The sequence below is a fragment of the Staphylospora marina genome (assembly GCF_003856495.1).
In the GTDB taxonomy this organism is placed as follows: Bacteria; Bacillota; Bacilli; order Thermoactinomycetales; family Thermoactinomycetaceae; genus Staphylospora; species Staphylospora marina.
In genome coordinates this window covers 853,855-879,198 of record NZ_CP034118.1, presented here as the reverse complement: position 1 = coordinate 879,198, position 25,344 = coordinate 853,855, and the positions used below count along the sequence as shown (strand labels likewise).

The window sequence follows — 25,344 nt, the reverse complement described above, 5'->3', positions numbered from 1 at the left end:
TTCCTTTCCGCGAAAAAAGTTCATTTGCGCATCTTCGGGTCAAGCGCATCCCGCAAACCGTCTCCGAACACATTGAACGCCAGCATGGTCACGGACAGGAAAAGCGCCGGGAACAAAAGCCTCCACCATTCTCCGGACAACACCACGATCAGCGAGTCATTGATCATCGTTCCCCAGCTGGCCACCGGCGCCTGAACCCCCAATCCCAGAAAGCTGAGAAACGACTCGGCAAAGATGGCCGTCGGGACGGTCAGGGTCAACATCACCATGATGGGGCCGACGCTGTTGGGCACAAGATGACGCAGCAGGATTCGCGCCGGTGACGCCCCGAGCGTTCGTGCCGCCAACACGAATTCCTGTTCTTTCAACATAAGCACCTGTCCCCGTACCAACCGGGCCATGTTCAGCCATCCCGTCACGGTGAGTGCCAGGATGATCGTCCCGATGCCCGGCGGAAGCACCACCAGCAACAAGATCACCGTCAAGAGATACGGAAGCCCCCACAACACATCGACCACCCGCATCATCACCGCATCGGTTCGCCCGCCCCGGTATCCGGAGATTCCTCCGTACAACACTCCGACCACCAAATCGATCAGCGCCGCCATCAGCCCGATGAACAGCGAAATCCGGCCTCCTTCGCACACCCGGACAAACACGTCCCGTCCCAGATCATCCGTCCCGAACCAATGCTCGGCGGACGGGGGCAGGTTTTTGCCCGTCTCCAGGTTTTGTTCGTTGTACTCCCACGGGGACACCATCGGCCCGAATACGGAAAAAGCCGTAATCAACACGATGAACGTCAAACCGGTCATGGCCAATCGGTTTTGCCGGAGTCTCCTCCAGACATCTTCCCCGTAAGAAACACGGGGTCGACGGATCCGTTCGGCCCCCGCCGCTTGTCGCAGCGCCGGCTGAAAACGGGGATTGACGCCAGGTTGCATCCTACATGCCCTCCTTCTTCGTCAGCCGGATCCGCGGATCAATCCACTCGTACAGCAAATCCACCAGGAAATTGGCGCTGATCAGCAAAAACGAATAGAACATCGTGACTCCCATGATCAACGGATAATCCCGATTGATCACGCTTTCCACGAAATACTTCCCGATCCCCGGCAGCGAAAAAATGCTCTCGATCACGAAGCTGCCCGTCATGATTCCCACCATCAAAGGCCCCAGCACCGTCACGACCGGCAAAATTGCATTGCGGACCGTATGCCTGAGCACCACCCACACGGGAGGCAACCCTTTGGCCCGCGCGGTGCGCACATAATCCTGGTTCAACACTTCCACCATCCCGGAACGCATCAGCCGGGTAATGGTCGCAAGCGGAAATGCCGCAAGCGCCGCCGTCGGCAAAATGGTGGAGGCCGCCCCTTCATACGTGGCGATGGGGAGCAGCTCCCACTCCACCCCGAACAATCTCTGCAATAGCGGTGCCAGCACGAAACCCGGGATCGACACGCCCAACACGGCCAACACCGTCGCCGTGTGATCCAGTCCGCGGTTGTGCCGGAGCGCCGCCACGGTTCCCAGGAAAAGACCCACCAAGACGGACAGCAACAAGGCCTGGGCACCCACGCGTGCGGATACCGGGAAGCCCTCCTTGACCATGTCATTCACCGTCCGGGATTCATACTTGATGGAGACGCCGAGATCCAGCGTCAGCAAATTCTTCATGTACATCACATACTGCACGGGCACCGGCTCATCCAGATGGTAATGCGCCCGCAAATTTCGCAGCACCTCATCCGGCAATTTCCGCTCGCCGGTGAACGGGTCCCCCGGCACCGCCTGCATCATCAGAAACGTCACCGTTGCGATGACCCACAGCGTCAATCCCATTTGCACCAGACGATTGAGTACGGTTCGCAGCAAGCAGGAAAGCACCTCCCGGGAGATGGACGGAAAATTTAGTATGGAACTATTATTTTGATAACAGGATCTTCATTCCCTCCAAATAACACAAAAACACCCGAAACCCGGGGGATTCTTTTTTCAACGGGCTTCATCGAAAGTTTGCACCAAAAACAAAAAAAGCCTGTTCCTTTTTTCCATCGTGGTCTATGCTGGGGATACCGCTTTTTTAAGCCGGGCGGCCTGAACATGAACTCCGGGAGGATGGAAGGATGCAACCCCGATGTTGGGATCTCAATTTGAAGGTGCGGTTGATCGGAGAAGCTTTGTTCAACATGCTGTTCTGGATGTACTTCCCGTTCATGACGATCCATTTCAGCTCCACGTTCGGACCACGGTTCGCCGGGTTCCTGATGACCCTCCCTTCCCTGTTCAGCATGTTGGGGAGCTTGGTCGGTGGCGCCTTGGCGGACCGAATCGGAAGACGTCCCGTCATGCTGCTCGGCACAGGAATCCAGACGGTCATGTTTGCGCTGTTTGCCATGTCACTGTCTCCTTGGATCGATTACTTCGCGTTTCTCTTGATCGGGGTGGGAGGAGCCATCTACAGACCGGCCGGTACGGCCATGGTGGCCGACCTGGTTCCCGAATCTCAGCGTCGGGAAGTCTTCGCCACGTTTGCCACGGCCAACAACGTGGGAGCGGTGATCGGCCCCGTCTTCGGAGCCGTGTTCTTTTTTCGGCATCGACCGGAACTGCTCTGGACGTGCACGGGAGTCCTGCTCCTTTATTTTTTTGCCATATGGATCCTCGCCACGGAAACATTGCCCCGGTCCGACCGTCGGGCGAAACGGAAATCCTTTTCACCCGCACGGACGATCCGCGAACAATGGTCGGGATACGGGATCATTTTCCGCGACAAGGTGTTTCTCGTTTATCTCCTTGCGGGCATCTTTTCTCTCATCTCCATCATGCAACTGGACCTCTACGTGGCCGTTTACGTGACCGAATACATTCCCGCCCAAGCCTTGTTCCCGTGGATGGAACATTCTCCGAGACTGACCGGCACGGAGATCTTCGGGTGGATGGTCGGTTTGAACGGTTTGTTGTTCGTTCTGTTCATCATTCCCGTCACCAAATGGTTCCGCCACTCAAAAGAACGAAATGTGTTCATCCTGTCTTCCCTGCTTTCCGGATGTGGCACCTTCGCCCTCATGCTGAACCATCATCTGTGGTTCCTGTTTTTTGTGACTGTGATCTTCACCTTCGGTGAGATCATCCGTTCTCCTGTACAACAGAGCTTCATCAGCCGGTATGCCCCTGAACATGCCAGAGGGCAATACCTTGGAGCCGACAGTCTGCAATATGCGATCGCCAAATTCCTGGCACCGTTGACCGTCATTCTTTCCGGGTGGATGCCACCGCCGGGTGTCTTCAGCCTGATATTGACGTGTTCCCTCATCGGGTCGGTGCTTTATGTGAAGCTGTTCCGCATGCGGGGGGACCACGGAAAAGCAGTGGCATGCGAATCCTCCCATCTTGACCGACAGACATCCGTTATAAACAAAACCGCAGACCCTCCCTGACAGGAGGGTCTGCGGCTCCGCCGATCATCGGCTTTGGACCGAACCGGCTCCGATTCCCGATGACCCGCAATGGTTGATCTGCCCATGCGTTCTGCAGCGAAAAAATCCTTCCATATATTCAGGCATGCACCATGCTCCACATCCCGATCTCCCGGTACCCGAGTCGGCGGTAGATGGAGCCGGCAGCCGGGTTGTCGTAAAAGAGACAGAGGTGTTTTCCTGCGGCGAGCAGTTCCCGGGAAAGCCGGGAAACGATCAAGCTTCCGAGACCTTTCTTCCGGTGATCCGGATGGGTGGCAACGCCGACGACCATGCCGGAATACGGATTTTCCGCCGTGGTGCGGCCCATGGCCACCACTTGATCATTCAAGGTCACCAAGTACGCCCGGCCGTCGCCCGACTCAAACATTTTTCGCAAGGACTGCTCCACGTTGGTGGCGTGTGCGAATTCCACGATTTGGTTCTGCAATTCCATCATTTTCGGGACATCGTTCAAGGTGGCTTTCCGAATCCGGAAGGGCTCCGGGGCTTCGTCCGGGACCAACCGCTCTCCCGAAGTCAGTTCGGCGAAATGCATGTCCCGTCGATTGGACCAATCCAGCGGCAACCCGACTTCCTTGAACCGGTTCACCACCTCGGCGATGCCGGACATCATTCGCAAATCTCCCCGTTCCCGGATCAAGCGGACAAATCCTGACGCATCAAAATCCTGACGGGAATAGGGCAAATAGTTGTTGTACCAACGCAGCAAAACCGCCCGCAGATTTCCTTCGCCGTCAAAATCTCCCCACAGCTGCATGAAGTCCCTCTGAAACCCGTGATTGTGGATGTCACCGATCAGAAACAGGTTCAGAGAGCTCTCCTTTTGAAGATACTCCAGCACCCGTTCACGGTCCGCGTTCGTCAGCTCCCGGATCATGTCCGATTCCTCCCCTGTTCCATCCTGTCTTTGTTCTCTTGAATCCATTCACTGATCGACTGGAGTTCATTCATCACTTTATGCCTTCCCGTCTCTGTTTCGAACCAACGGTTTTCGCTGATGTTTCGGTGATCATGAAGAGGCAGCACATCCAACTTCATGCCGGCGGGAGCATACAGGGAAGACAGCAGATGAAACCGTCGGCAAAAGAATGCCTTTCCGGCCAAGAGTACATTTGTGACCGGCTGCGTTTGGAGCCAGATGAACGCCTGTTTGACCACTCCCCGGACGCTTTGGAACTCTCCCGTGACGGGCCGGATTTTGTTCTCCGGCAAACCGAGCTCCACAAGAAGCGGTTTGTGAAATTCATATTCATCGGCATCCAGGAACCGGTTGTGAATCGAGGGAATGAGTACATACCGAAACGTCTTGTCACGCAGGGCATCGACCAATTGGCGGTTCAGTTCCGGAAAATGCCCCGGATGATACAAAACGGCATCCGGAGAAGTAAACAAACTCTTCGGCTTCATGAAAACCAGTTCGGTCACGGCAACCAGAAACGGATCCATGTTCCCGTCCTTTCATCAAAAAACCAATTTTTTCTGCTAAGTTTACAACAAAATCAATTCACAGACAATTCATTTCCATCCAATTAAAAACAGCGGACCCTTTGAAGAGGATCCGCTGCAGAAAAATCCGCCGGTTTCCGTCAACGGTTGGACACGGCTGCATGATCAACCCCCAGGCCGAACGCTTCGTGCAGCACGTTGGCTGCCTCGACGGCCCGATCGCGGTCGACGACGCAGGAGATCTTGATGTCGGAGGTGGAGACCATTTTCACGTGAATCCCGGCTTCGCTGAGCGCGTTGAACATGGTGGCGGCCACACCCGGACGGGTGATCATGCCGACGCCGACGGCGGACACTTTCGCCAGCCCGGATTCCGTCAGGATGCGTTCGAAGCCCAGGTGATCCCGGGCAGATTCCAACACATCCCGCACCCGATGCTCTTCGTTTTCATCCACGCTGAAGGAGACATCGACCCGTTCCCGGTCATGTTCGCTTTGAACGATGATGTCCACGTTGATGTGTTTTTCCGCCAGGAGACCGAACAGGCGGGGCAGGGTATCCACCCGGTTGGGGAGGCCCAGCACCTTGATGCGGGCCACATGGAGATCATGGGCAATGCCCCGGACGTTGAGCGTTGATTCCATCTGATTTTCCTCCTTCACCAAGGTACCCGGCTCATCTTGGAAACTGGAACGGACAAACAGCGGCACGCCGTGCAGAAGGGCCGTTTCGACCGATCGGGGATGCAGCACGCCGGCTCCGAGATGCGCCAGTTCCAGCATTTCTTCATACGAGATCTCATCCATTTTGCGAGCGGCGGGAACCACCCGGGGGTCGGCGGTGAATACTCCGGTGACGTCCGTATAGATCTCGCAACGGTCCGCTTTCAGGGCCGCCGCCAGCACCACGGCGGTGGTGTCGGATCCGCCTCGACCCAACGTGGTGATTTCGCCGTCCGGAGAGATGCCCTGAAAGCCGGCAACGATCGGGATCTCTCCCCTCTCCAGACTGCGAATGACGGAAACGGGCAACACATCCCGCACCGTGGCTTTTCCGTTCACGTCATCCGTCCGGATTCCCGCCTGCCAACCGGTGAACGAGCGGGCCCGGTGCCCCCGTTCATGAAGGGCCATGGCCAACAGAGCGATGCTCACCTGCTCGCCGGTGGAAAGGAGCATGTCCATTTCCCGGGCGGAAGGTTTTCGGCTGATGCTGCCGGCCAGCTTGACCAGTTCGTCCGTCGTGTGACCCATGGCGGAAACGACCACCACCACCTGATGCCCCTCCGATACCGTCCTGGCCACGATCCCGGCGACATGTCGGATCCGTTCGGGGCTGCCCACGGAGGTGCCACCGAATTTTTGCACCACGATGCTCATGGTTTCTCTCCTCTCTCACTCGCTCCCCGAGAAAAGAAAAAAGGCCACAGCAGAGAGTCGCAGCTGTCGCCTTTGTCCGCACAAATGCTCCAGCTCGCTCTTCCCTGCGGATAGCGCTCCACAAGAACCCTGGTTCTTGTGACAGTGCCGGTCCTGTTCGGATGCGGCCCCAGCCTGCCTTCGTCCGGGACTTCGGGCAGACTTCGGCGGAACTTCCCTTTCCCTGTTCTTCATTGTTCCCGAAAACTCGAAACAGGTACTGATGAAGTCCGCACCTCTATTCGCGCGGTCAGCGAGTTGAATTCCATATGAAGTTGATTCTGTGAATGATCGTATCACAACAGGCCGAACACTTTCAACATGAATTTGCATGCTTCGGAATAAATATTCAAAATAGACGGAATTCATCTTCCTCTCCGTGAGCTTCTCGCTATCTCCCCACATGACGCACCTGCAAATCCATTTGTCCGTTCTTGTGTTCGAATTCCCAGATTCCCCGACGGTTCCGTCGCGCCTCTTCCTGTTTGCGCCGGAAACGTCCCAACCAGTTGCGGTCTTCCTGAGTGAGAGCCTGCTTTTTGACATACGCCACCCGGGCCAGCCCTTTTTTCACCAGGATCTCCTGCAGGCAGCGACCGTCGACAAAAACGTGTCCCAACAGCCGACCGAAACGGTCACGATGAAAAGACGTGGCCACTTCCACGGTTCGGGCGTTGCGCACCGCATTGCTGACATATTTTTTGGCCTTCAGCGCCAGAAAGTGTTCCAGCAAATGGACGGATCCCACTTCCAGCGTATCCACCAGCAAAAAACGGATTTTTTCCGTTCGCCCCGAAATATCCACTTTCAGTGTGTCCCCGTCCACGACGCGCAACACCCTCACAGGGAATCTTTGTCTTTTTTCTTCCATCTCTTTCACCCGTTCGGTTGAGATTTGTTCATTTGCACCCATTCTTTCATCTAGGCTATATATTATTTTACCATTTTCGAGATAAATGAATCTTCTGTTTTGAAGTTCATGATCCGACAGTGGCGTTGACCGGCCCGTTTCTATATAATGGACAAAGAACCTGCCAGGGGAGTGTGAAACGATGCTCAACATCGGTCTTCCCGGACTGATTCTCATTTTGCTGACGATCCTGCTTCTCTTCGGCCCGAAACGGCTCCCCGAATTGGGCAAAGCCACAGGGGAAACCCTTCGGTCATTCCGGGATGCCGTCTCCGGTCAAACCAAAAGGAAAAACGAAAAGGATCCCGATTGATCGGATGAGCCCCGGCTCCCGTCCGGCCCACCCGGCCTCGGGATGCCGCGAAGGAAAACAAAATGGCTGGTGCCATCCGTTTCCTCCGCGACGCGAGCTGCTTTTCCCACCGGGGACGGCAGCTTTTTTCATGAACCGGTCTTCACCGCTTCCCTCTCGATTCCGGCCTCCTCCGCATCGCGATGCATGATGTGGGCGGCGTGCAGTCCGCTGACCGCCGACAAGGAGATGCCGCCCGGACACACCCAAGGTCCGGCATGGTACAGTCCGGTCACTTTGCGGTTTCTGGCAGGCAGCCGGGCAAACGTCCGCCACCCGTGGGCGGCCGGTCCGTACAAGGCTCCGTCCGGGGCCCCCGTCAGCTCTTCAAGCTCCCTGGGCCCCAGAATCATTTCTTCTTCGATCGATTCTCTGAGCCCCAGGAATCCCCATCCGGACTCCAGCAGATCCAACAGCCACTCCCGGTGGAAAGCAAGGTCATCCGATCCGGAATCGTTCATCCCTGCCGGAACATGCACCATCACGCACAAAGCGCTTTTTCCTTCGGGGGCCCGGTCGGGCTCCGAAAATCCCGGATGACCGACATAGATCACCGGAGAACGCGGCCATTCCCGCTGATCAAACAGTTCGATGTATTCCCTTCCGGCAAGATCCTGATAAAACAGGTTGTGATGATGCAAATGCGGAAATGTTCGGGCCACCCCCAGCAGCATGACGAATGCGGAGATCCTCGGAGTGTCCAAAAGGGCGTCCGTCACTTCGGGAGGGAGAACCGACCCGCTGCCGGGATCTTCGGCGAGCAACACGGCATCCGCTTTCCACACCTCGCCGCCGGCTCTCACGCCGGTCACCCTTCCTTCTTCCACCAACAACCCTTCCATCGGACAGGATGTCTCGATCCGCACTCCGCGTGAACGCACCAGGGATTCCATGGATGCGATCAACACGTCATGGCCTCCCTGCACCGCACAAGCTCCCTGAACCATGTCCAGATAACTGATCAGGGAAACCGTTGCGGGAACGTCAAACGGGGATGAACCCACGCCCGCCGCATAGCGGTTGAGCACCGCGACCAGCCTGGGGTCGTCGAAATAGCGACGGTGAAACGCATCGGCCGATTCAAACGGATGAACCGACCACCAGGCTTTGAACGCTTTCACGGACAGCAGATCACTCCAAGCTCCCGCCGGACGCTCCAGGAAATGTTCTTCCACCGCCTCATACATCCGGCCCACTTCGTTCAGGTATTCCAAAAACTCTCTCCGATCTTCCGGAGACAACTTTTCCAGTTCGCGCCCCATTCTGTCGGGATCCGCGCTCACGTCCAGCCATGTACCGTCCTGAAAAAAATGGCGGCTGCACACGTCGAGCGGCTGGAACGTGAGAGTCGGATCCATGAACGTTCCGGCTTCCCGGTAAACCCGCTCAATCATCCAAGGCATGGTTACCGGGAAAAATCCCAGGTCAAAATGGTATGAGCCCAGCCGGACACTGCGAAACCCGCCGCCGAGCCGGTCGGTTTTTTCCAGCAGAGTGACGTTCCATCCCTTGGCCGACAAGGACGCTGCCGCAGACAATCCGGCCGCTCCTCCGCCAATGACGATCGCCTGTTTCATACGGATCAACCTCTTCCGTTTTCCGCGGCTCCCTGAACCGGCTGCGCCGACTTGCCGGGAACCGCCGAAGCATGTTTTCCCCAAACCGCCAACCGACAAGCCGGATTTTTTCTTCTTCCACAACCCTCCAAATTTTCCCTGTGTCGCAAAAAAAGACCACTGACAATGATCAGCAGTCCGATCAGATCCATGATTTCGGGGCAAATCCGGCCATGCCGGCTCCGTTTTTTTTTCAATTTCTCATTCAAACATGTCTTCCAATTCCGCGAGACGCTTTTCAATCCGGTCCAGCCGGCTGTCGAGGCTTTCCGCCAGCCGGTGAATCTCTCTCCGCAACTCATGCAATTGCCTGGCCAACAAGGCTATGTTGATCTCCACATATTCTTCATTGCAAGGTGTTTTGTTTTCTTCCGCCTGACGGACGGTCCCCTGCTTCAACAAAGCAAACGCTTCCCGACCGTTTTTGACCTTTGCCTCTTTCAACATGTCGGCCAATTCGAGGACAAAGGAACGCGTGATGCGATGTTCCTTCTGCAACAGGCAGTATTCCAGCATTCCGTTGATCACGCCGTTCGGAAATCGATAATGCCGTTTGATCTCAACAATGAGCTGGGCCAATTGCCTGGGAACCGATTCACCGGTATATTGTTCGAAAAATCGGATCGGATCCATCGTTTCCAGCTCTCTGAGAGCATGCTCCTGCCCGTTCATGGCGTCCTCCTTCAAGCGGAATCTGTCTCCATTATACCAAGATTCATGGAATCGGAGACAAAAAATTCATGCGTTACAATGAAAATTGATTTGAAGCGAAAGAATATTTTGTGACGTATTCAGAAATATCAAGATTTTTGAGTCTTCAACTTGATCCCCTCCATGAAATTCAACCGATCGACGGGAAATTAAAAACCGCCGCGTCCTGAACGACGGGCGGCAACCACTGTTCTCTCATGTAGACTGTTTTTCTTTTTCCTTCTTCCGTTCGTTTTCCGAAGTCACTTCATCGTGATTCCCCGTTTCCGGCTCTTTTCGCAAAGCCGCCAGAATGTGCCGGGCCAGTTTGTCTCCGATCCCCGCTTTCCGGTACTCTTCCACCGAAGCGCGACGCATGTTTTCCACACTTCCGAAATGGCGGTACAGCAGTTTTTTGCGTGCCGGCCCCACGCCGGGGATGTCGTCCAGTTCGGAACGCAACATCTCCTTGCCCCGTGTTTGACGATGAAAGGTGATGGCAAAACGGTGTACTTCCTCCTGGATGCGCTGAACCAGATAAAATTCCTGACTTCCTCTCGGGAGCTGCACTTCACGGGGAGGATCACCGGCCAGCAGTTTTGCGGTGCGATGCTTTTCATCCTTCACCATCCCGGCAACCGGTATGTACAGCCCCAGTTCGTGTTCCAGAACTTCGACAGCGGCATCGATCTGTGCCTTGCCGCCATCCACCAACACCAGATCCGGCAACGGCAGATTCTCCCGAAGGACCCGCGTGTAACGACGGCGGATCACCTCTCGCATCGCCTCGGGATCATCCGGCTTGTTCACCGTTCTCAATTTGTATTTGCGATATTCTTTTTTGGCCGGCTTTCCGTCGATGAAACAAACCATCGCGGACACCGGGTCGACTCCCTGAATGTGAGAATTGTCAAACGCCTCGATGCGCCTCGGCGAACCCATTCCGAGCGCCTCTCCCAAATTTTGCAGCGCGCGGACCGTTTTTTCCTCGTCTCGTTCCATCAGGCGGAGACGCTCCTCCAGCGCAATCCGGGCATTTTGCATGGCCATTTCCACCAGTCTTTTCTTCAAGCCGCGTTGCGGAATCCGCACCTGCACATCAGGAAGCAGCCCGGAAATCAACTCAAGGTCCGCCGTTTCCGGAAGCAGAATCTCTTTGGGCAGCGCAGGCATTTCATGATAAAACTGGGCCACGAAGGAGAGGAAATCTTCTTCCGGATCGTTGTAGTGCGGAAAAACGGAGATCTCCCGTTCGATCAACTTCCCCCGGCGGACGAAAAAGACCTGAACGCACAACCATCCCTTTTCGTGGGCAAACCCGAACACATCGCGATCCACCTCATCGGAAAAATCCACCGTCTGCTTTTCCATTACTGCTTCAATGTCCCGGATCAGGTCCCGGTATTCCCGTGCCCGCTCAAACTCCAGCTTCTCCGACGCTTCCTCCATTTTCGCCCGCAAGTCGCGGACGATTTCATCATGTCCCCCGCTGAGGAACCGGTTGATCCGTTTGATGATGTCTTCGTAATCGGATGCACTCACTTCATGCTCGCAGGGTGCCAGGCATTGTCCCAAGTGGTAGTAGAGACAAACCTTTTTCGGGATGGTCCGGCACTTTCGAAGCGGAAACAGTCGATCCAGAAGCTTTTTCGTATGGGCGGCCGCACCGGCGTGGGGGTACGGGCCGAAGTACCGGGAACCGTCTTTTTTCACCTTGCGGGTGACCTCGAGGCGGGGGTGTCGCTCCTTGGTCAGACGGATATACGGATAGGATTTGTCGTCTTTCAGCAAAACGTTGTAACGGGGCCGATACTTCTTGATCAGATTGCACTCCAGAATGAGGGCTTCGAGCGGACTGGAAGTGACGATGTATTCAAAATCGGCGATCTCCATCACCAGGAGCTGGGTCTTGCCGTCATGGCTCCCGGTGAAATAGGACTTCACCCGGTTCTTGAGACTTTTGGCCTTGCCGACATAGATGATATCCCCGTCTTTGTTTTTCATCAGGTAACAACCGGGTCGGTCGGGCAACAGCTTCAGCTTGTCCTGGATGATCGACATAAGAAAACTCCCCGTCATCAGAATGATTTTTGGCCCATGCTCCTCTTGGACACGCTGTATTCATTATATATGATCCGGGAAACCGTGACGCGAAGTCCTGTCCCGGAAAAATGTCATGAATAGAAAATGTAGCCAAAACACACCAACCATGTTATTGTAATATTGAATTTTATAATTTCTCCAGAATAGAAGGAGGATTTCATGTTCAAAAATGTCCTGAAGTTGTCCCTGGCGAATCTGCTCGGGTTTTTAACGGTCGCGGTTTGCGCGGTGGGACTCTTTTTCCTCATTCTTCTCCCGTTATTCGGAACTGTCATGTTCAGTTTCGTTGGTATCATGGGAGCGGATCCTCAAGCACCGTCGGACGCTCCTTTGGAAATGGCGGGCGTGTTGGGACCCGGCTTCTTGTTGCTGTTCCTCGTCGTGTTCTTGGCGATCCTGTTGTTGGCCACCGTGATGAGCGCATTCCTCATGGCCGGCAATTTCGGTTCCTCCGTCAGCGCCGTTTATGACGGAGCGGCTACCGTCGGAAGCTATTTCAAGAGTGGTGGCCGCCATCTCTGGAAAATGACGCTGTTTACGCTTTTGATGGCCCTGTTTTATTTCGTTGTCATGAATCTTGCAGCGGTTCTCTCTGTGTCCTTGGGTGAAGCGGTGTACTTCACGTTTTTGGCCCTTGTGTTATTCCTTTTTGTGTATCTTTATTGTTACGCTCCGCTGTTGATCATCCGCGAACGGATGGGGATTTGGAAGTCGATCAGAAATTCCATGCGAATCATCACCAAGAACTTTGGCAAATCCTCGATGACGGTCTTGTCTGTCATCGGAGTGGGATTGGTATATTTGGGTGTGATTTCTGCTCTGGTTTTCATGGCCGGCATTTCCAATCCGTGGGAATCCATCATTTTGGGATCGGACCCCTCTTTTACCGAAGAATTTTATTCCGAATTGGAAAATACGGCCATGATGTTCGCTCTGCTTAATTTTTTGAATCAACTTATCCTGACACCGATCCTGATGGCCGTGACTCACCTGATCATCGTGTCCCGGTACAAAAAACACATTGAACCGGTGTGGTTCCCGAAAGAGCCCGGTTCCGTTCCGGACGACGGAAGCGAGCCGGTGTTTGACCTCAAAAAACCCGAATGACCCACCGAATGATCCGAAAGACATACAAACGGCACTCCCACTCATCGGGAGTGCCGTTTGTCTCATTTCACAGATGCTCCTTGATCCAGGAGATGAGGTGTTCTTTGGGAACGGCACCGTTCATCTTCGCCACCTGTTCCCCGTTTTTGAACAGGATGAGCGTCGGAACGGCCATGATTCCGAACTTGGCGGCGGAATCAGGATTGTTGTCCACGTTCACTTTGACAATTTTCACCTGATCGCCCAGTTCGGCGTCCACTTCGTCGAGTACGGGGGCCAGCATGCGGCAGGGACCGCACCAGGGGGCCCAAAAATCCACAAGAACGACGCCGGCGTCGGCACTTTGCACTTCCGCCTGGAAAGTGCTGTCGGTGACTTCCAAAATGGCCATTGGGCAAATCCTCCCTTGTCACTGCTGCTGTCATCGAGGGAAACATCATGTTCCCCCGGTTTGTCGGAGCACATTGATTAGTATACCACCGGGTGAAAAAAGTTCCAACGTACACCGGTGGCCACACAAAAAGCACGCCGGGTGAGTCCGGTCTGCACCGGACGCATCCCGACGTGTGCATTCTTTCCCTCTTTTTCGTGTTCCAAAACTTCCGTCATCCATTGGACTGAAGCAGCTTTTTGAACTCTTCGATGAGCAGCGGCACCACTTCGAAGAGATCGCCCACGATTCCGTAATCCGCCACTTGGAAAATGGGCGCTTCAGGATCCTTGTTGATCGCCACGATCACCTTGGAGTTGGACATGCCGGCCAGATGCTGAATGGCTCCGGAGATGCCGCAGGCGATGTACAGATCGGGGGTGACGACTTTTCCGGTCTGTCCGATCTGCAGGGCATAATCGCAATAACCGGAATCGCACGCGCCACGGGAAGCTCCCACGGCTCCGCCGAGCAGTTCCGCCAGTTCATACAGCGGCTTGAAGCCATCCGCGCTTTTCACGCCGCGACCACCGGAAACGACGACCCGTGCTTCGGACAGATCCACGCCGTCCACCGCCTTTTTCACCACGTCCTTCACGATGGTGCGCAGGCTGTCGGGAGCAAAGTCGACCGTGAGCTCCTCGACGACCGCGGTGCGGGATGCGTCCGGTTCCCCGGCCGGAATGTTGTTGGGACGCAGGGTGGCGAACACCGTCCCTTCTTTCACCGCTTTTTTCACAAACGCCTTGCCGGCATAGATCGGGCGGGTGAACACGATTTTGCCGTCCACCGTTTCCACGTTGGTGCAATCGGACACCAGCCCCAGTCCGAGTCTGGCCGCCACGCGCGGACTCACATCACGTCCCACCGCCGTATGCCCGGTGAAGATCACATCCGGCGACACGTGCTCGATCGTCTTTTTGAACGCTTGGAAATAGGCGTCCGTGGTATATTGATCCAGCTCCGGATTCAGGACGACGATCACCTTGTCGGCTCCGTGCCGGGCCAGATCGTCGGCCAGATCCTTGGCAAAGCTGCCGAACACGGCGGCCGTCACCGTGCCGCCTTCCGCCACCGAGCGGGCAGCCGCCAATGCTTCAAAGCTCACGTTACGCAATTTTTTGTCGCGGACATCCGCCAGAACGAGTACGTTTCTGCTCATCTCGGTTCCTCCCCTGTCTGTCCTCAGATCACTTTGGCCTCGGTATGGAGCAGATGCACCAGATCACGGACCTGATCCTTGATGTCGCCCTGCAGGATTTTTCCGGCCTGCTTCTTCGGCGGCAGGAAGACCTCCAGTGTCTCCGTCCGGGCGGAAATCTCTTCTTCATCCAGATCCAGGTCATCGGGTTCGATCCGCGAAAGCGGTTTCTTCTTTGCTTTCATGATGCCCGGAAGAGAGGGATAACGCGGCTCGTTGAGACCTTGTTGTGCGGTGACGAGAATCGGCAACTTCGATTCGATGGTTTCGACGTCGCCTTCCACGTCTTTCTCCACGGTCACTTTGTCACCGTCGATGTCCAGCTTGACGATGGTGGAGATATGCGGAATGTCCAGCAGCTCCGCCAGGCGCGGTCCCACTTGGGCCGATCCGTCATCCACGGCCATGTAGCCGCAAAGAATGATGTCGAACTCATCGCATTCTTCCTTGATGGTGGTCGCCAGAATTTTGGCGATGCTGTGTTCGTCGAGCTCTTCCTCGACATCTTCCAGATCGACGATGATCCCCTTGTCCGCTCCCATGGCCATGGCGGTGCGGAGAGCCTGTTCGGCGCGCTCCGGTCCAACGGTGATCACGGTCACTTCCCCGCCGTGTTTTTCCTTGAGGCGGATGGCTTCTTCCACCGCGTATTCATCATACGGGTTGATGACGAATTCCACGCCGTCTTCGCTGATGCGGCCGTTTTCCAACGTGATTTTTTCCTCGGTGTCAAAGGTTTGCTTGAGACAAACCAAGATGTTCATGCAATGACGCCTCCCATCATCAAAAATCCGGCAGCTGACTGCCAAAGACAAGCCGGGTGCGGAAAACGTCCGTTTTCCTCCCCGGGCAGACTCTCGCCGTTTTCTGACAGCCTGACTCAGAACGCTTATTGGCCCATGCCCCGGACAAACAGCCGGTGAATCTCGTCGACGGTATCGAGCAGGCTGTATTTGTATCCCGTCATGATCCAGGACGTGACCGTCTCATCCAGGGTACCGAAGATCATCTTGCGGGCGATGCGCACGTCCAGCCCTTTCCGGAAGTGACCGCCGGCGATGCCGCGCTCGATGATTCCTTCGATCAAATCCAGATATCGCCTGAGGATATCGCGAATGGCCCTTCTGACTTCGGGATTGGATTGGCGCAGCTCAATCTGCGTGACGATGGCGAGCCTCGGATCCCTCTCCAGATGCTCGAAATGAACACGGATCAGTGTTTTGAGCTGCTCCACCGGGGATTCGATCTCCTCCAGCGTCTTTTCCACTTCCGCGATGAATGCTCCCATTTTTTCACTGAACAGGGAGATCAGGACATCGTCCTTGTTTTCGAAGTACAGATAGATGGTTCCATCAGCCACTTTGGCTTCACGGGCAATTCTGGACACCTGGGCGTTGTGATAGCCGTACTCCGCAATGACGCGGATGGCTGCTTCTATGATCGCCTCATACTTTTCTCCGGTCCGTTTAGCCATGGCTTTCGGTTCCTTTCCGTTTGCGTCGATGAATGAATGATTATTCATTCAATTCCAAGTGTATCGATTCATTTTTGGATTGTCAATGCATTTCTAAGCGTTTACAAATTAAAACAAGACGAAACATATCATCTTATTCAACAAATTCATGATAGCAGTTTGCAAGAAGAATGACAAACCCCAAAGAGCGATGCGCGCCCGCAAAGCGCGTACGTCCGGGATGCCTCCAAAGGCGTCCGCCATGCAACACCTTCACGGCATGACCAAGCAGCCTCTCTTGGAATCGGGTTCATGCACCGGCAATCCTTGATTCGCGGAGACCGGTTGGCGCGGCCGCCGAAATCCGCCGACGGATCCGTGATCCTCCTCGTTTGGGAGCCGCGCCGTGCCGGCTTCCGATCATGACTTCAAGTCGTCTTTGGCAACTTTTTGCCGTTCTTCTTCCACCAGAATGCGCCGCAGCACTTTTCCCACCGTCGACTTCGGCAATTCATCGCGGAACTCGTACAAACGGGGAACCTTGTACTTGGCGAGTCGCTCCCGGCAGAATGCATCCAGCTCTACGGCAGTCACGTTCATGCCTTCTTTTTTCACGATGAACGCTTTCACCGTTTCGCCGCGGTACGGATCGGGGACCCCGATCACCACGGCCTCTTTCACCGCGGGATGTTCAAAGAGCACTTCCTCCACTTCGCGCGGATAAATGTTGAATCCGCCGGCGATGATGACATCTTTCTTGCGGTCGATGATGTAGAAGTAACCGTCTTCATCCATTCTGGCGATGTCACCGGTGGATAGCCATCCGTCCCGCAAGACCTTTTCGGTTTCCTCGGGCCTGTTCCAATACCCTTTCATCACTTGCGGACCTTTCACCTGAAGCTCCCCGATCTCTCCGGGAGGCAGAGGTTCCCCGGTTTCGGGATCCACCACCCGCGCGTCGGTGTCGGGCCAAGGCAAGCCGATCGTGGAACTTTTTTTCCTGTCCCAAATCAGGTTGGAATGAGTGACGGGAGACGTTTCCGTCAGTCCGTATCCTTCCACGAGCCGCCCGCCGCTCAGCGCTTCGAACTTGTCCTGCACCTCGACCGGAAGCGGTGCGGAACCGCTGATGCAGGCTTCGACGGAAGAAAGGTCGTACTTTTGGATGTCCGGATGGTTGATCAAACCGACGTAAATGGTGGGAGCGCCCGGAAAACATGTGGGCTTGTGTTTGTGAATCAGTTTCAGGATCAGCCCCGCGTCGAACCTGGGAACCAGGATCTGAGTGGCGGCCATCCGGATCCCGAAGTTCATGACCACGGTCAGTCCGTACACGTGGAAAAACGGCAACACGCCCAGAATGGACAGATTTCCCCGTTTCATCCGGTACAACCAAGCTTCGGCCTGCAAACAGTTGGCGACGAGGTTGCGATGGGTCAGCATCGCCCCTTTCGCCAATCCCGTGGTTCCCCCCGTGTACTGAAGCAGGGCAAGCTCATCCGGAGACCGGACGGGTGACTCGACCGGTGTTGCAAGCGCTTTCTCCATCAGACGCGTCATCCTGACCACGTCCGCGGTTTCTTCCACCTTGACATGTGTCCCGTCGAATCTCGTTTTCAGAGCAAACAGCCAGTTTTTCGGGAAGGGAAGGTAATCCTTGAGGCCGGTGACAATGATTTGCTTGATCCGGGTTTTTTCCCTGACTTGCATGACCTTCGGAAGCACCAGATCGAGGCAGACGATCACCTCGGCTCCCGAATCGGACAATTGGTGTTCCAGTTCCCGTTCCATGTACAGCGGGTTGATCATCACGACGACGGCACCGGCAAACAATGCACCGTAATAGGCGATGATCGCCTGTGGAGAGTTGGGAAGCATGATCGCCACACGCTGTCCCCGTGTGACACCCAGATCTTTCAATGCATTTGCGAACCGATACACGTCCTGGAGCAGTTCCCGGTATGTGATGCTCTTGCCGAGAAATTCAATGGCAATGCGGTCCGGATAATCGGCGGCGGCGTCCGTCAGAAAACGGGTCAACAGAATGTCGGGATAATCCAACGATTTCGGAACGTCCGGAGGATAATGCTTCAACCAGACCTTTTCTGTATCTGCCATTTGTGGGATCCCTCCCCTTTTGACTGAGCAGTCATTCATTTTCTCGGATAAAAAAGTTTCAAATTTACAGTACTATCACTTTCCTTCATTTTATCTGATTTTTCTTTTGATTTGAATATAAACAGACAGAAAATATCCACAATCACCAACGATTGAATACCGAAACGAAATGCTCCCCCTCCGCGATCCCGTTCGTGACCGTCATGCTCCTCCTGAAGAAGGCCCATTTTCCCGGGAAACATGTCCTGTTCGGAAAGCGGATCCGCGCTCCAACGGGCATCATGAACATGCTCTTCGGGGCCGGGCCGATCTGTTTCGGGGATTGCCGGCGCTCCCGCTTTTTTTCGCCCACCGGCTGATCTACAATGAGATCAGCACAAAGAGAACAGAAGACGAAGGAGTTACCATGGGAATGTATGATGTGATCGTCATCGGAGGAGGACCCGCCGGTTTGATGGCCGCCGCGTCGGCCGGCATGCACGGGGCACGGGTTCTGCTCTTGGACAAAGGGGACAAATTGGGACGAAAACTGGCCATTTCCGGCGGCGGACGATGCAACGTGACCAACAACAAAGACATCGATGAACTGATCCGGAACATCCCCGGAAACGGCCGCTTTCTGTACAGTGTGTTCGCCGAATTTGACAACCGGGATCTGGCCCGCTTTTTTGAAGACATGGGCGTCCGGCTGAAAGAGGAAGACAACGGCCGCATGTTTCCGGTCTCCGACAGCGCGAAGTCGGTGGTGAATGCCCTGGTGCGAAACGTTCGCGCGGCGGGAACGGAAATCCGCACCCACACCCCGGTGGAACGGGTCATCTATGAAAACGGGCGGGTGTGGGGAGTACAGGTGCGGGGAGGAGAAAAAATCCGGGCCCGGGCCGTGGTGGTGGCCACCGGCGGAAAATCGGTGCCCCACACCGGAAGCACCGGAGACGGGTACGTGTGGGCCGAAGAAGCCGGTCATACCATCACCGAACTGTTTCCGACCGAAGTTCCGCTGACGTCGAAAGAGCCGTTCATCCGCAACCGCTCGCTTCAGGGATTGTCCCTGAGAGACGTCACGCTGACCGTCCTGCATCCGGTGAAAAGCAAAAAGCTGGTCACGCATCGGGGAGATGCGCTGTTCACCCACTTTGGCCTGTCGGGTCCGGCAGCGCTCCGTTGCAGCCAATTCGTGGTGAAGGCTTTGCGACAAACGGGAGCCCCGGACGTCCCGGTGGTGATTGACTTCTTCCCCGATGAATCGGCGAATGCGCTGGAGGAGAAATGGTGGAGTCATGCGAGGAACCATCCGAAACGCACCCTTCGCAACACGCTGAAAGAACTTCTTCCCGACCGACTGGTGGAGACGGTCCTCGGAAAAGCCGGGGTGGACGGTGACACGACCGGTTCCCGGCTGTCCCGGGAAGGACTGAGAAGCATTGTGAAAGAAGTGAAACAGTTCACCGTTCGAATCAGCGGAACACTCCCGCTGGAAAAAGCATTCGTGACCGGGGGCGGAGTTCACGTCAAGGAAATCGATCCCCGAACCATGCAGTCGAAGCGGATGCCGGGTCTCTTCTTTTGCGGTGAAGTGATCGACGTTCACGGCTACACGGGCGGATACAACATCACGGCCGCCTCCTGCACCGGATACGTGGCCGGCAAACATGCCGCCCTGCTGTCCAAGGCGCCGTGATTGATGACACGTTGCCCGAGTCAACGGTATGAAGGAAGCCCCTTTCAGACACGATAAGCCTGAAAGGAGGGGTCCATGCATGATGACCGTGGAACGCTGTCAGGAGATTTTGGCATCACCGGACAAAATCACCGTGACTTACATGGGCGAACCGGTCTGGATCGACAAAGTGGATGCCACCACCCGGACCGCCTTGGTCAATCCGGAAAGCCGTCCGGATGAACACAAGACGGTTCCCGTTCATGATTTGGTGGAGCACCCGCAACATTGACGACACCTGTTTTTAGGGAAAATCCCGGGAACGGCATGTTTTCCAAAACAGACATCCGGCAGATCCCGCAGCCGTGGAAAGGATGACGGACTCCAGCGTCCTCCCCCGTGAATTGTGCTATAATGACCAGAGCATACGCCGCCTGGATCGAAGGAGGAAACGCATGGTCTCGCTACCGGAAGCTTTTCTGACGCGGATGCAGGAATTGTTGAAGGAGGAATTTCCGGAGTTCCTGCGTTCCTATGAAGAAGAACCGTGGCGGGGTCTTCGGGTCAACACGTTGAAGATCCGCCCGGATGAATTGAGCAAACGGGTTCCGTTCACCACGGATCCGGTGCCGTGGTGCCCGGAAGCCTTTTATCTGAAGCCTGATGCCAAACCGGGAAAACACCCGTATCACGCCGCCGGACTTTACTATATCCAGGATCCCAGCGCGATGAGTCCGGCGGAAGCGCTGGATCCGCAACCCGGTGAAACGGTTCTGGACCTGTGCGCCGCCCCCGGCGGGAAAACGACGCAAATCGCCGCCCGCATGCAGGGAAAGGGGTTGTTGGTCGCCAACGAGATCGACCGGGACCGGGTGAAAGTGCTCACCCAAAACCTCGAGCGCTGCGGCGTTGCCAACGCCGTGGTGCTGAATGAGCATCCCGCCCGGCTGTCGGAACGGTTCGCCGGCTTTTTTGACCGGATCCTGGTGGACGCTCCCTGCTCGGGGGAAGGCATGTTCCGCAAGGACGACGACGTGATGAAACGTTGGAGCCCGAAGCTGGTGGAAAAATCGGCGGAGTTGCAACTGGACATCTTGCGGCAAACGGCTCCCATGCTGAAACCCGGCGGACGCCTGGTCTACTCCACCTGCACGTTCAATCCGCGGGAAAACGAAGGAATCATTGAGTCTTTTCTCCGGGAGCATCCGGAATTTGCGGTTCGCCCCGTTCCCCAAGCCGCCCATTACCGACCGGGCCGGCCCGATTGGGTGGACGGCGGCCGGGGAGACTTGTCGCAGACCGCCCGCCTCTGGCCCCATCACCTGAAAGGGGAAGGTCATTTCGTGGCCGTGCTGGAGAAGACGGACGGGCCGGAAGGAACCCGGCGCAAGCCGGGCAAGCCGGAGCGTCTTCAAGGGAAGGCTCTCGCCGTCTTCCGCGATTTCCTGCGGGACACGTTCCGGGATGCCGAACTGCTCAACGGACCGTTCGTTCTGTTCGGCGAACACCTTTACCTGATGCCTCCCGATTTTCCCTCGATCAAAGGAATCCGGGTGGAATGGCCGGGTCGCTGGCTGGGACAGGTGAAAAAAGGCCGGTTCATTCCCTCCCACGCGCTGGCGTTGTCCATCCACCCCGACCAGGTATGGCGCACCGTGGATTATTCGGTCGAGGACCCCGAGCTGATCCGGTATCTGCGGGGCGACACCCTGACATCCACGCAGGACAAAGGATGGGCCGTGGTCACCGTGGACGGTTTTCCGCTGGGATGGGCCAAAATCTCCGGAGGTCTCCTGAAAAACCATTACCCCAAAGGTCTCAGATTGGACCGTTACTGATCAAACACCCCGCCTCTTGCCGGTTTTCGGCATAAAGCGGGGTGTTTGCGTTTCATCGGAAAGATTTGGTGGAAGAAACATTTCCGGCGAGCGTGCGATGCTTCTACGGAAGTGGATCCTTTGGAAAAGGGTGAAACGGTCTGCAAAGAGAACGGATGCCACCGGAGCGCTCCGGTGAATCCGGAATCTCCCGAATCGAATCAGACGACGATTGGAGAGTGGTTCAGTGCGAGCAAATCTCTTGATACGAAAACGACAGAAAATATTTGCCAGCTATATGGAATATCCCGTAAACTATTCATGAAATCCCGAAATTTCGGTCATCGAGGAGGTCGAAGCGTGAAACTTTCCGCCAAATACATGAGTTGGGTATTGGTGACCGTTCTGGCGGAGTTGGGGTTGACCTGGTGGGTCGGCAAGGTGTTTTCCATGTTGTTTGAAGAGATTGTATTTTTCGTCGCCGTCATCTGCCTGGCATTCGTCTCCTTCTTCAGCGGCAAAGGCGGCTACTTTTCCGTCAATGTCAATTGAAACCTCCAGGCTGCCATCGGAATGAAGTTGGAGCATGAAGAGAAGAGAATCTTCTGGAATCCGATCCTGGCGGGAGCGGTGGTGTTCTTCGGTCTGTCGGTGATCATCGTGGTTGTCGCTTACCATGACTACTTTCTTTGACGGATGCGGCGGGTGTCAGGTCACTGGATTCGAGGCGAAAAATTGATCCGTGAAATGAAATGGATCTGTCAGAGGAGAATGCACACGTGTGGATCCGAGCGATTGTGACATTGATCATTTGTTTTTGCTTGGTGCTCTGTATCGCCGCCTTGCCGAATCTCGTTCAGATCGTGATCGATCCTTCCAAAGCGGAAGCCACCCTACACAACGTGCTCGGTGACATGAGGGGATATGTAACGGGGATCGCGGACGGAAAGAGCTTTTATTATGAACACTTCCTTGATTTTCGTGGAATGGATCCGACAACGGAACTGCGCAGCTATTTCAAAGAGATGTCTCCTTTGTTCCTGTATTCCGCGGCCAATTTGTCGTTTGCCGGAACATTGGCGTTGCTCTCGGGGTTGATCGTTGGATTCTTGTTGGCCAAATCCGGAGGATGGATCCGCCAGATCCTGGATTTTCTGGTATCGGTGCCGGATTTTGCGGTGGCCTTTGTCCTTCAACTGTCGGTGGTTTTTATTTACAAGCAGACGGAAGTATTGATCGCTGAAGTATATTCAACGCACTCGGACATTGCTTATTTCCTGCCTTTTTTGACAATTTTCTATGTCCCGTTTGTGTATGTGGTCAAGCAGGTTGCGGAAACGGTCTATCAAATCCTGACCGAAGATTACATACGGACCGCAAAAGCGAAAGGCCTTGCAAAACGGACCATTTATCCCCGGCATGTTCTCCGGAATGTGCTTCCGGTCATTGAGTCGGACTTGTACCGTCTGTCCGCTTTCATGACGGGAAACATGATCGTGGTTGAGGTTCTGTTCAACAGTCCGGGAATCACGCGCTTTTTGTTTTCCGAATATGTGTGGTCTGGCTACGCCACCAGGGTCAACCACTTGCTGACGTTGATCATGGTTTATCTGCTTCTGTACCTCGCCATGAAAGGGGTCATCGCCGCTCTGAAACGGAGGTATGCCCATGATTGAAAAACGGCGGAGCGGTCGCCTGTTCTTGTGGCTCGGGGGATGCCTTCTCTGTTTGCTCGCTTTGATTGCCTTGCTGGCTCCCTGGATCGCTCCTTATTCTCTTTCCTACGAGGAACCGGTCCGTATTGTCAACGGGAAACCCATCCCCGCACCGGAACCCCCCTACGCGGAGCACTGGCTGGGAAAGGACCAAAAGGGAAGAGATTTGCTGACCCTGATGCTTCACGGTTTGAAGTTCACCTTGTTCTTTGTGCTCATCGTTTCCCTCTTCCGGGTCGGGATCGGCGGGGGAATCGGGCTCCTCATGGGAATGTGGACGAAAAAAGGCGCTGACATGGAAGAAGCTCCCCGGAACAAAGAGAAAAGGCTGTTCTCCGTTTCCGGATTGTTGGCGGGAATTCCTCCAATTTTTCTGTTGGTATGGATTCTCAAACCACAAATGGGCTGGCCGCTGTTGGAACTCACGATTCTTCAGGGCATCGTCATCGCCTTGTTTGGCGTGGCCCCCATCGCTTCCACCGTTTCCGAACTGACCAAAGAGCTGAAAGGGCGTCTGTCGATCCTGGCCGCCAAGACGATGGGGGCCTCAAAGGGTTGGCTCATCCGAAAACATCTGCTGCCCATGCTGAAGGAACGGATCGCCATCCTCTTCATGCAAGACATGATCATCGTGTTGAACACGCTGGGACAATTGAGCATATTCGAAATCTATCTGGGAGGGACACACATAGAAGAATTGTTTTCAGGGGTTTTCTATGACATGTCGAAAAGTTTCGAGTGGGTGGGGCTGATCGGGCAAAACAAAACGTGGGTGTTTGTTTATCCCTTCCTGGTGTGGATTCCGCTGCTGGCCTATTTCTTTCTCTTGATGTCTTTTTCTTTCCTTCACAAGGGACTGGAGTCAAGGTGGCGGGAGTTGTACGGCAAATACCCCCATATCTGACGGAGCAATTCTCCCCGTGAAATTTCCGTGGCTTTCCCGATGGATCTCTCCATGCAAGTTCTCCATCCTGCTTACGTAGGATAGAGAGACGACAATCTCCGACAATCGGGATGATGCCCCGTTTGTCCGAAGGGAACCGATCCCGCCGAAGGAGGGGCTTTCGGAATGAGCAAGCGGGACGAAAAGGACACCGGATGGCCCAGATATCTTCCCTACACGCCGGTGGCCATGGGCATGATTCAGCCCGAATGGATGTTCATGAGCCATTTTTTTGAGGAGGAAGAAGAGGAAACGGAGAATGCCGGTACAGGCAAAGACGTGCCCGCGGAACGGGAAGAGGCGGAGGAAGAACGGGGGGATTCCTCACCGTCCGCCGGCTCGGTCAAAATCAGCATTCGCGCCCGGAAAGGAACTTGACAAACATGCGGCGTATTTCTCATGGATGACGGGAACATAGGAACTGACGGACTCATGCGGGGAGGCTGATCATGAAAAACAAGTGGTGGCTCGCAGTCGGTTATCTGACGGTCATTGCATTGATGCTTCATTTCGGGAATGAGTGGTTGGAATGGTCGGTGAACAGGAGCAAAATCACTTTCGAACTGTTCGGATTGATGATCAGTCAGTACATGTTTCATTTCCTGTTCGGCATGCTCATCGCTGCTCCCCACTGGTGGCGGGAACGAAGCAAGCCGGGAACATGGACGTTTCATCAGCCTCTGTTTTGGGTGACATGTGTTCCGATTCTGCTGTTTGCCCTTCAATACCCGCTCATGACCGCCGGCTACGGGATCACGCCGCTGGTTCCGTACTTGCAAAGCTTCCATTTGATGTGGCTTCCTTCCGTCGTTGGAGGCGCTCTCCTGGTGATGTCCTTCCGAAAAGCATGAACGACGCCCCGGTCTCCCGGGGCGTTTTT

At 55.1% G+C, this 25,344-nt stretch carries 25 protein-coding genes and 1 riboswitch; of the genes, 11 read left to right on the top strand and 14 right to left on the bottom strand.

The genetic code is table 11. The features are described from left to right. Positions 1–20: 20 nt before the first annotated feature. Both EG886_RS04450 and EG886_RS04445 read right to left on the bottom strand, forming a co-directional pair. Positions 21–944, bottom strand: coding sequence for an ABC transporter permease (locus EG886_RS04450; protein ID WP_124727011.1), 924 nt, complete (start codon positions 942–944; stop codon positions 21–23). A 1-nt stretch (position 945) separates the two neighbouring features. Further along, positions 946–1,878: an ABC transporter permease gene (locus tag EG886_RS04445; RefSeq protein WP_124727010.1), complete on the bottom strand. Its 933-nt coding sequence runs from the start codon at positions 1,876–1,878 to the stop codon at positions 946–948. Positions 1,879–2,129: 251 nt separating this feature from the next. Here EG886_RS04445 and EG886_RS04440 point away from each other — a divergent pair, with 251 nt between their 5' ends. Continuing rightward, positions 2,130–3,443 (top strand): MDR family MFS transporter, encoded by a 1,314-nt coding sequence (locus EG886_RS04440; protein ID WP_124727009.1) that lies wholly within the window; start codon positions 2,130–2,132, stop codon positions 3,441–3,443. Positions 3,444–3,561: 118 nt separating this feature from the next. Here the strand turns inward: EG886_RS04440 and EG886_RS04435 are convergent, their stop codons facing one another. The 4 genes from EG886_RS04435 to EG886_RS13665 form a co-directional block, all read right to left on the bottom strand. Further along, positions 3,562–4,362, bottom strand: a complete 801-nt coding sequence (locus EG886_RS04435) for a GNAT family N-acetyltransferase (protein WP_164491648.1) — start codon at positions 4,360–4,362, stop codon at positions 3,562–3,564. After that, positions 4,359–4,931, bottom strand: a complete 573-nt coding sequence (locus EG886_RS04430; protein ID WP_124727007.1) for a hypothetical protein — start codon at positions 4,929–4,931, stop codon at positions 4,359–4,361. Before EG886_RS04430 ends, EG886_RS04435 begins: the two co-directional genes overlap by 4 nt. Positions 4,932–5,071: 140 nt before the next feature. Beyond that, positions 5,072–6,310: an aspartate kinase gene (locus EG886_RS04425; protein ID WP_124727006.1), complete on the bottom strand. Its 1,239-nt coding sequence runs from the start codon at positions 6,308–6,310 to the stop codon at positions 5,072–5,074. Positions 6,311–6,413: 103 nt separating this feature from the next. Beyond that, positions 6,414–6,598: riboswitch (Lysine riboswitch) on the bottom strand. 142 nt (positions 6,599–6,740) lie between these two features. Then, positions 6,741–7,175 (bottom strand): thermonuclease family protein, encoded by a 435-nt coding sequence (locus EG886_RS13665; RefSeq protein ID WP_164491647.1) that lies wholly within the window; start codon positions 7,173–7,175, stop codon positions 6,741–6,743. 226 nt (positions 7,176–7,401) lie between these two features. Here EG886_RS13665 and tatA point away from each other — a divergent pair, with 226 nt between their 5' ends. Then, positions 7,402–7,572, top strand: coding sequence for a twin-arginine translocase TatA/TatE family subunit (tatA, locus tag EG886_RS04415; protein WP_124727004.1), 171 nt, complete (start codon positions 7,402–7,404; stop codon positions 7,570–7,572). 128 nt (positions 7,573–7,700) lie between these two features. Here the strand turns inward: tatA and EG886_RS04410 are convergent, their stop codons facing one another. The 3 genes from EG886_RS04410 to uvrC all read right to left on the bottom strand — a co-directional run bounded on the left by EG886_RS04410 (position 7,701) and on the right by uvrC (position 11,978). Beyond that, positions 7,701–9,188: a phytoene desaturase family protein gene (locus tag EG886_RS04410; RefSeq protein WP_124727003.1), complete on the bottom strand. Its 1,488-nt coding sequence runs from the start codon at positions 9,186–9,188 to the stop codon at positions 7,701–7,703. A gap of 240 nt (positions 9,189–9,428) precedes the next feature. Then, positions 9,429–9,899, bottom strand: coding sequence for a DnaD domain protein (locus EG886_RS04405; protein ID WP_124727002.1), 471 nt, complete (start codon positions 9,897–9,899; stop codon positions 9,429–9,431). A 234-nt stretch (positions 9,900–10,133) separates the two neighbouring features. Next, complete coding sequence (gene uvrC / locus EG886_RS04400) at positions 10,134–11,978, bottom strand: excinuclease ABC subunit UvrC (protein ID WP_124727001.1); 1,845 nt, start codon at positions 11,976–11,978, stop codon at positions 10,134–10,136. A gap of 201 nt (positions 11,979–12,179) precedes the next feature. Between uvrC and EG886_RS04395 the strand changes: the two genes are divergently transcribed. Then, positions 12,180–13,127: a hypothetical protein gene (locus EG886_RS04395; RefSeq protein ID WP_124727000.1), complete on the top strand. Its 948-nt coding sequence runs from the start codon at positions 12,180–12,182 to the stop codon at positions 13,125–13,127. 67 nt (positions 13,128–13,194) lie between these two features. Here EG886_RS04395 and trxA read toward each other — a convergent pair whose 3' ends face one another. The 5 genes from trxA to EG886_RS04370 form a co-directional block, all read right to left on the bottom strand. Beyond that, the gene (trxA, locus tag EG886_RS04390) at positions 13,195–13,518 is read right to left on the bottom strand and encodes a thioredoxin (RefSeq protein WP_124726999.1); all 324 of its coding nucleotides are present in this window, start codon (positions 13,516–13,518) and stop codon (positions 13,195–13,197) included. Positions 13,519–13,732: 214 nt separating this feature from the next. Then, positions 13,733–14,719: an electron transfer flavoprotein subunit alpha/FixB family protein gene (locus EG886_RS04385; protein WP_124726998.1), complete on the bottom strand. Its 987-nt coding sequence runs from the start codon at positions 14,717–14,719 to the stop codon at positions 13,733–13,735. A 23-nt stretch (positions 14,720–14,742) separates the two neighbouring features. Beyond that, positions 14,743–15,522 carry an electron transfer flavoprotein subunit beta/FixA family protein gene (locus tag EG886_RS04380; RefSeq protein ID WP_124726997.1) on the bottom strand — a complete coding sequence of 260 codons (780 nt, stop codon included), beginning with the start codon at positions 15,520–15,522 and terminating at the stop codon, positions 14,743–14,745. A gap of 125 nt (positions 15,523–15,647) precedes the next feature. Beyond that, the gene (locus EG886_RS04375) at positions 15,648–16,232 is read right to left on the bottom strand and encodes a fatty acid metabolism transcriptional regulator FadR (protein WP_124726996.1); all 585 of its coding nucleotides are present in this window, start codon (positions 16,230–16,232) and stop codon (positions 15,648–15,650) included. 399 nt (positions 16,233–16,631) lie between these two features. Next, positions 16,632–18,329, bottom strand: a complete 1,698-nt coding sequence (locus EG886_RS04370; RefSeq protein ID WP_124726995.1) for a long-chain-fatty-acid--CoA ligase — start codon at positions 18,327–18,329, stop codon at positions 16,632–16,634. A gap of 406 nt (positions 18,330–18,735) precedes the next feature. Here EG886_RS04370 and EG886_RS04365 point away from each other — a divergent pair, with 406 nt between their 5' ends. The 8 genes from EG886_RS04365 to EG886_RS04330 all read left to right on the top strand — a co-directional run bounded on the left by EG886_RS04365 (position 18,736) and on the right by EG886_RS04330 (position 25,315). Then, positions 18,736–20,010 (top strand): BaiN/RdsA family NAD(P)/FAD-dependent oxidoreductase, encoded by a 1,275-nt coding sequence (locus EG886_RS04365; RefSeq protein ID WP_124726994.1) that lies wholly within the window; start codon positions 18,736–18,738, stop codon positions 20,008–20,010. Positions 20,011–20,089: 79 nt separating this feature from the next. After that, entirely contained in the window at positions 20,090–20,281 is a 192-nt protein-coding gene (locus tag EG886_RS04360) for an H-type small acid-soluble spore protein (RefSeq protein WP_241154369.1), read from the top strand. A gap of 163 nt (positions 20,282–20,444) precedes the next feature. Beyond that, positions 20,445–21,827, top strand: a complete 1,383-nt coding sequence (locus EG886_RS04355) for an RsmB/NOP family class I SAM-dependent RNA methyltransferase (protein ID WP_124726993.1) — start codon at positions 20,445–20,447, stop codon at positions 21,825–21,827. A gap of 339 nt (positions 21,828–22,166) precedes the next feature. After that, positions 22,167–22,358 (top strand): hypothetical protein, encoded by a 192-nt coding sequence (locus tag EG886_RS04350; protein WP_124726992.1) that lies wholly within the window; start codon positions 22,167–22,169, stop codon positions 22,356–22,358. A gap of 227 nt (positions 22,359–22,585) precedes the next feature. Then, positions 22,586–23,482 (top strand): ABC transporter permease subunit, encoded by an 897-nt coding sequence (locus EG886_RS04345; RefSeq protein ID WP_164491646.1) that lies wholly within the window; start codon positions 22,586–22,588, stop codon positions 23,480–23,482. Continuing rightward, positions 23,475–24,425 (top strand): ABC transporter permease subunit, encoded by a 951-nt coding sequence (locus EG886_RS04340; RefSeq protein WP_164491645.1) that lies wholly within the window; start codon positions 23,475–23,477, stop codon positions 24,423–24,425. Before EG886_RS04345 ends, EG886_RS04340 begins: the two co-directional genes overlap by 8 nt. 165 nt (positions 24,426–24,590) lie before the next feature. Continuing rightward, positions 24,591–24,842 carry a hypothetical protein gene (locus tag EG886_RS04335; RefSeq protein ID WP_124726989.1) on the top strand — a complete coding sequence of 84 codons (252 nt, stop codon included), beginning with the start codon at positions 24,591–24,593 and terminating at the stop codon, positions 24,840–24,842. Positions 24,843–24,913: 71 nt separating this feature from the next. Next, positions 24,914–25,315: a hypothetical protein gene (locus tag EG886_RS04330; RefSeq protein WP_124726988.1), complete on the top strand. Its 402-nt coding sequence runs from the start codon at positions 24,914–24,916 to the stop codon at positions 25,313–25,315. Positions 25,316–25,344: the final 29 nt, after the last annotated feature.

Excerpts from the sequence above, each read along its gene's own strand:
- EG886_RS04355 (WP_124726993.1), top strand. The coding sequence starts at position 20,445 with ATGGTCTCGCTACCGGAAGCTTTTCTGACGCGGATGCAGGAATTGTTG.
- EG886_RS04385 (WP_124726998.1), bottom strand. The coding sequence starts at position 14,719 with ATGAGCAGAAACGTACTCGTTCTGGCGGATGTCCGCGACAAAAAATTG.
- EG886_RS04395 (WP_124727000.1), top strand. The coding sequence starts at position 12,180 with ATGTTCAAAAATGTCCTGAAGTTGTCCCTGGCGAATCTGCTCGGGTTT.
- EG886_RS04425 (WP_124727006.1), bottom strand. The coding sequence starts at position 6,310 with ATGAGCATCGTGGTGCAAAAATTCGGTGGCACCTCCGTGGGCAGCCCC.
- EG886_RS04380 (WP_124726997.1), bottom strand. The coding sequence starts at position 15,522 with ATGAACATCTTGGTTTGTCTCAAGCAAACCTTTGACACCGAGGAAAAA.
- EG886_RS04370 (WP_124726995.1), bottom strand. The coding sequence starts at position 18,329 with ATGGCAGATACAGAAAAGGTCTGGTTGAAGCATTATCCTCCGGACGTT.
- EG886_RS04410 (WP_124727003.1), bottom strand. The coding sequence starts at position 9,188 with ATGAAACAGGCGATCGTCATTGGCGGAGGAGCGGCCGGATTGTCTGCG.
- trxA (WP_124726999.1), bottom strand. The coding sequence starts at position 13,518 with ATGGCCATTTTGGAAGTCACCGACAGCACTTTCCAGGCGGAAGTGCAA.
- EG886_RS04340 (WP_164491645.1), top strand. The coding sequence starts at position 23,475 with ATGATTGAAAAACGGCGGAGCGGTCGCCTGTTCTTGTGGCTCGGGGGA.
- tatA (WP_124727004.1), top strand. The coding sequence starts at position 7,402 with ATGCTCAACATCGGTCTTCCCGGACTGATTCTCATTTTGCTGACGATC.
- EG886_RS04440 (WP_124727009.1), top strand. The coding sequence starts at position 2,130 with ATGCAACCCCGATGTTGGGATCTCAATTTGAAGGTGCGGTTGATCGGA.
- EG886_RS04335 (WP_124726989.1), top strand. The coding sequence starts at position 24,591 with ATGAGCAAGCGGGACGAAAAGGACACCGGATGGCCCAGATATCTTCCC.
- EG886_RS04365 (WP_124726994.1), top strand. The coding sequence starts at position 18,736 with ATGGGAATGTATGATGTGATCGTCATCGGAGGAGGACCCGCCGGTTTG.
- EG886_RS04405 (WP_124727002.1), bottom strand. The coding sequence starts at position 9,899 with ATGAACGGGCAGGAGCATGCTCTCAGAGAGCTGGAAACGATGGATCCG.
- EG886_RS04450 (WP_124727011.1), bottom strand. The coding sequence starts at position 944 with ATGCAACCTGGCGTCAATCCCCGTTTTCAGCCGGCGCTGCGACAAGCG.
- EG886_RS04430 (WP_124727007.1), bottom strand. The coding sequence starts at position 4,931 with ATGGATCCGTTTCTGGTTGCCGTGACCGAACTGGTTTTCATGAAGCCG.
- EG886_RS04330 (WP_124726988.1), top strand. The coding sequence starts at position 24,914 with ATGAAAAACAAGTGGTGGCTCGCAGTCGGTTATCTGACGGTCATTGCA.
- EG886_RS04360 (WP_241154369.1), top strand. The coding sequence starts at position 20,090 with ATGATGACCGTGGAACGCTGTCAGGAGATTTTGGCATCACCGGACAAA.
- EG886_RS04375 (WP_124726996.1), bottom strand. The coding sequence starts at position 16,232 with ATGGCTAAACGGACCGGAGAAAAGTATGAGGCGATCATAGAAGCAGCC.
- EG886_RS04435 (WP_164491648.1), bottom strand. The coding sequence starts at position 4,362 with ATGATCCGGGAGCTGACGAACGCGGACCGTGAACGGGTGCTGGAGTAT.
- uvrC (WP_124727001.1), bottom strand. The coding sequence starts at position 11,978 with ATGTCGATCATCCAGGACAAGCTGAAGCTGTTGCCCGACCGACCCGGT.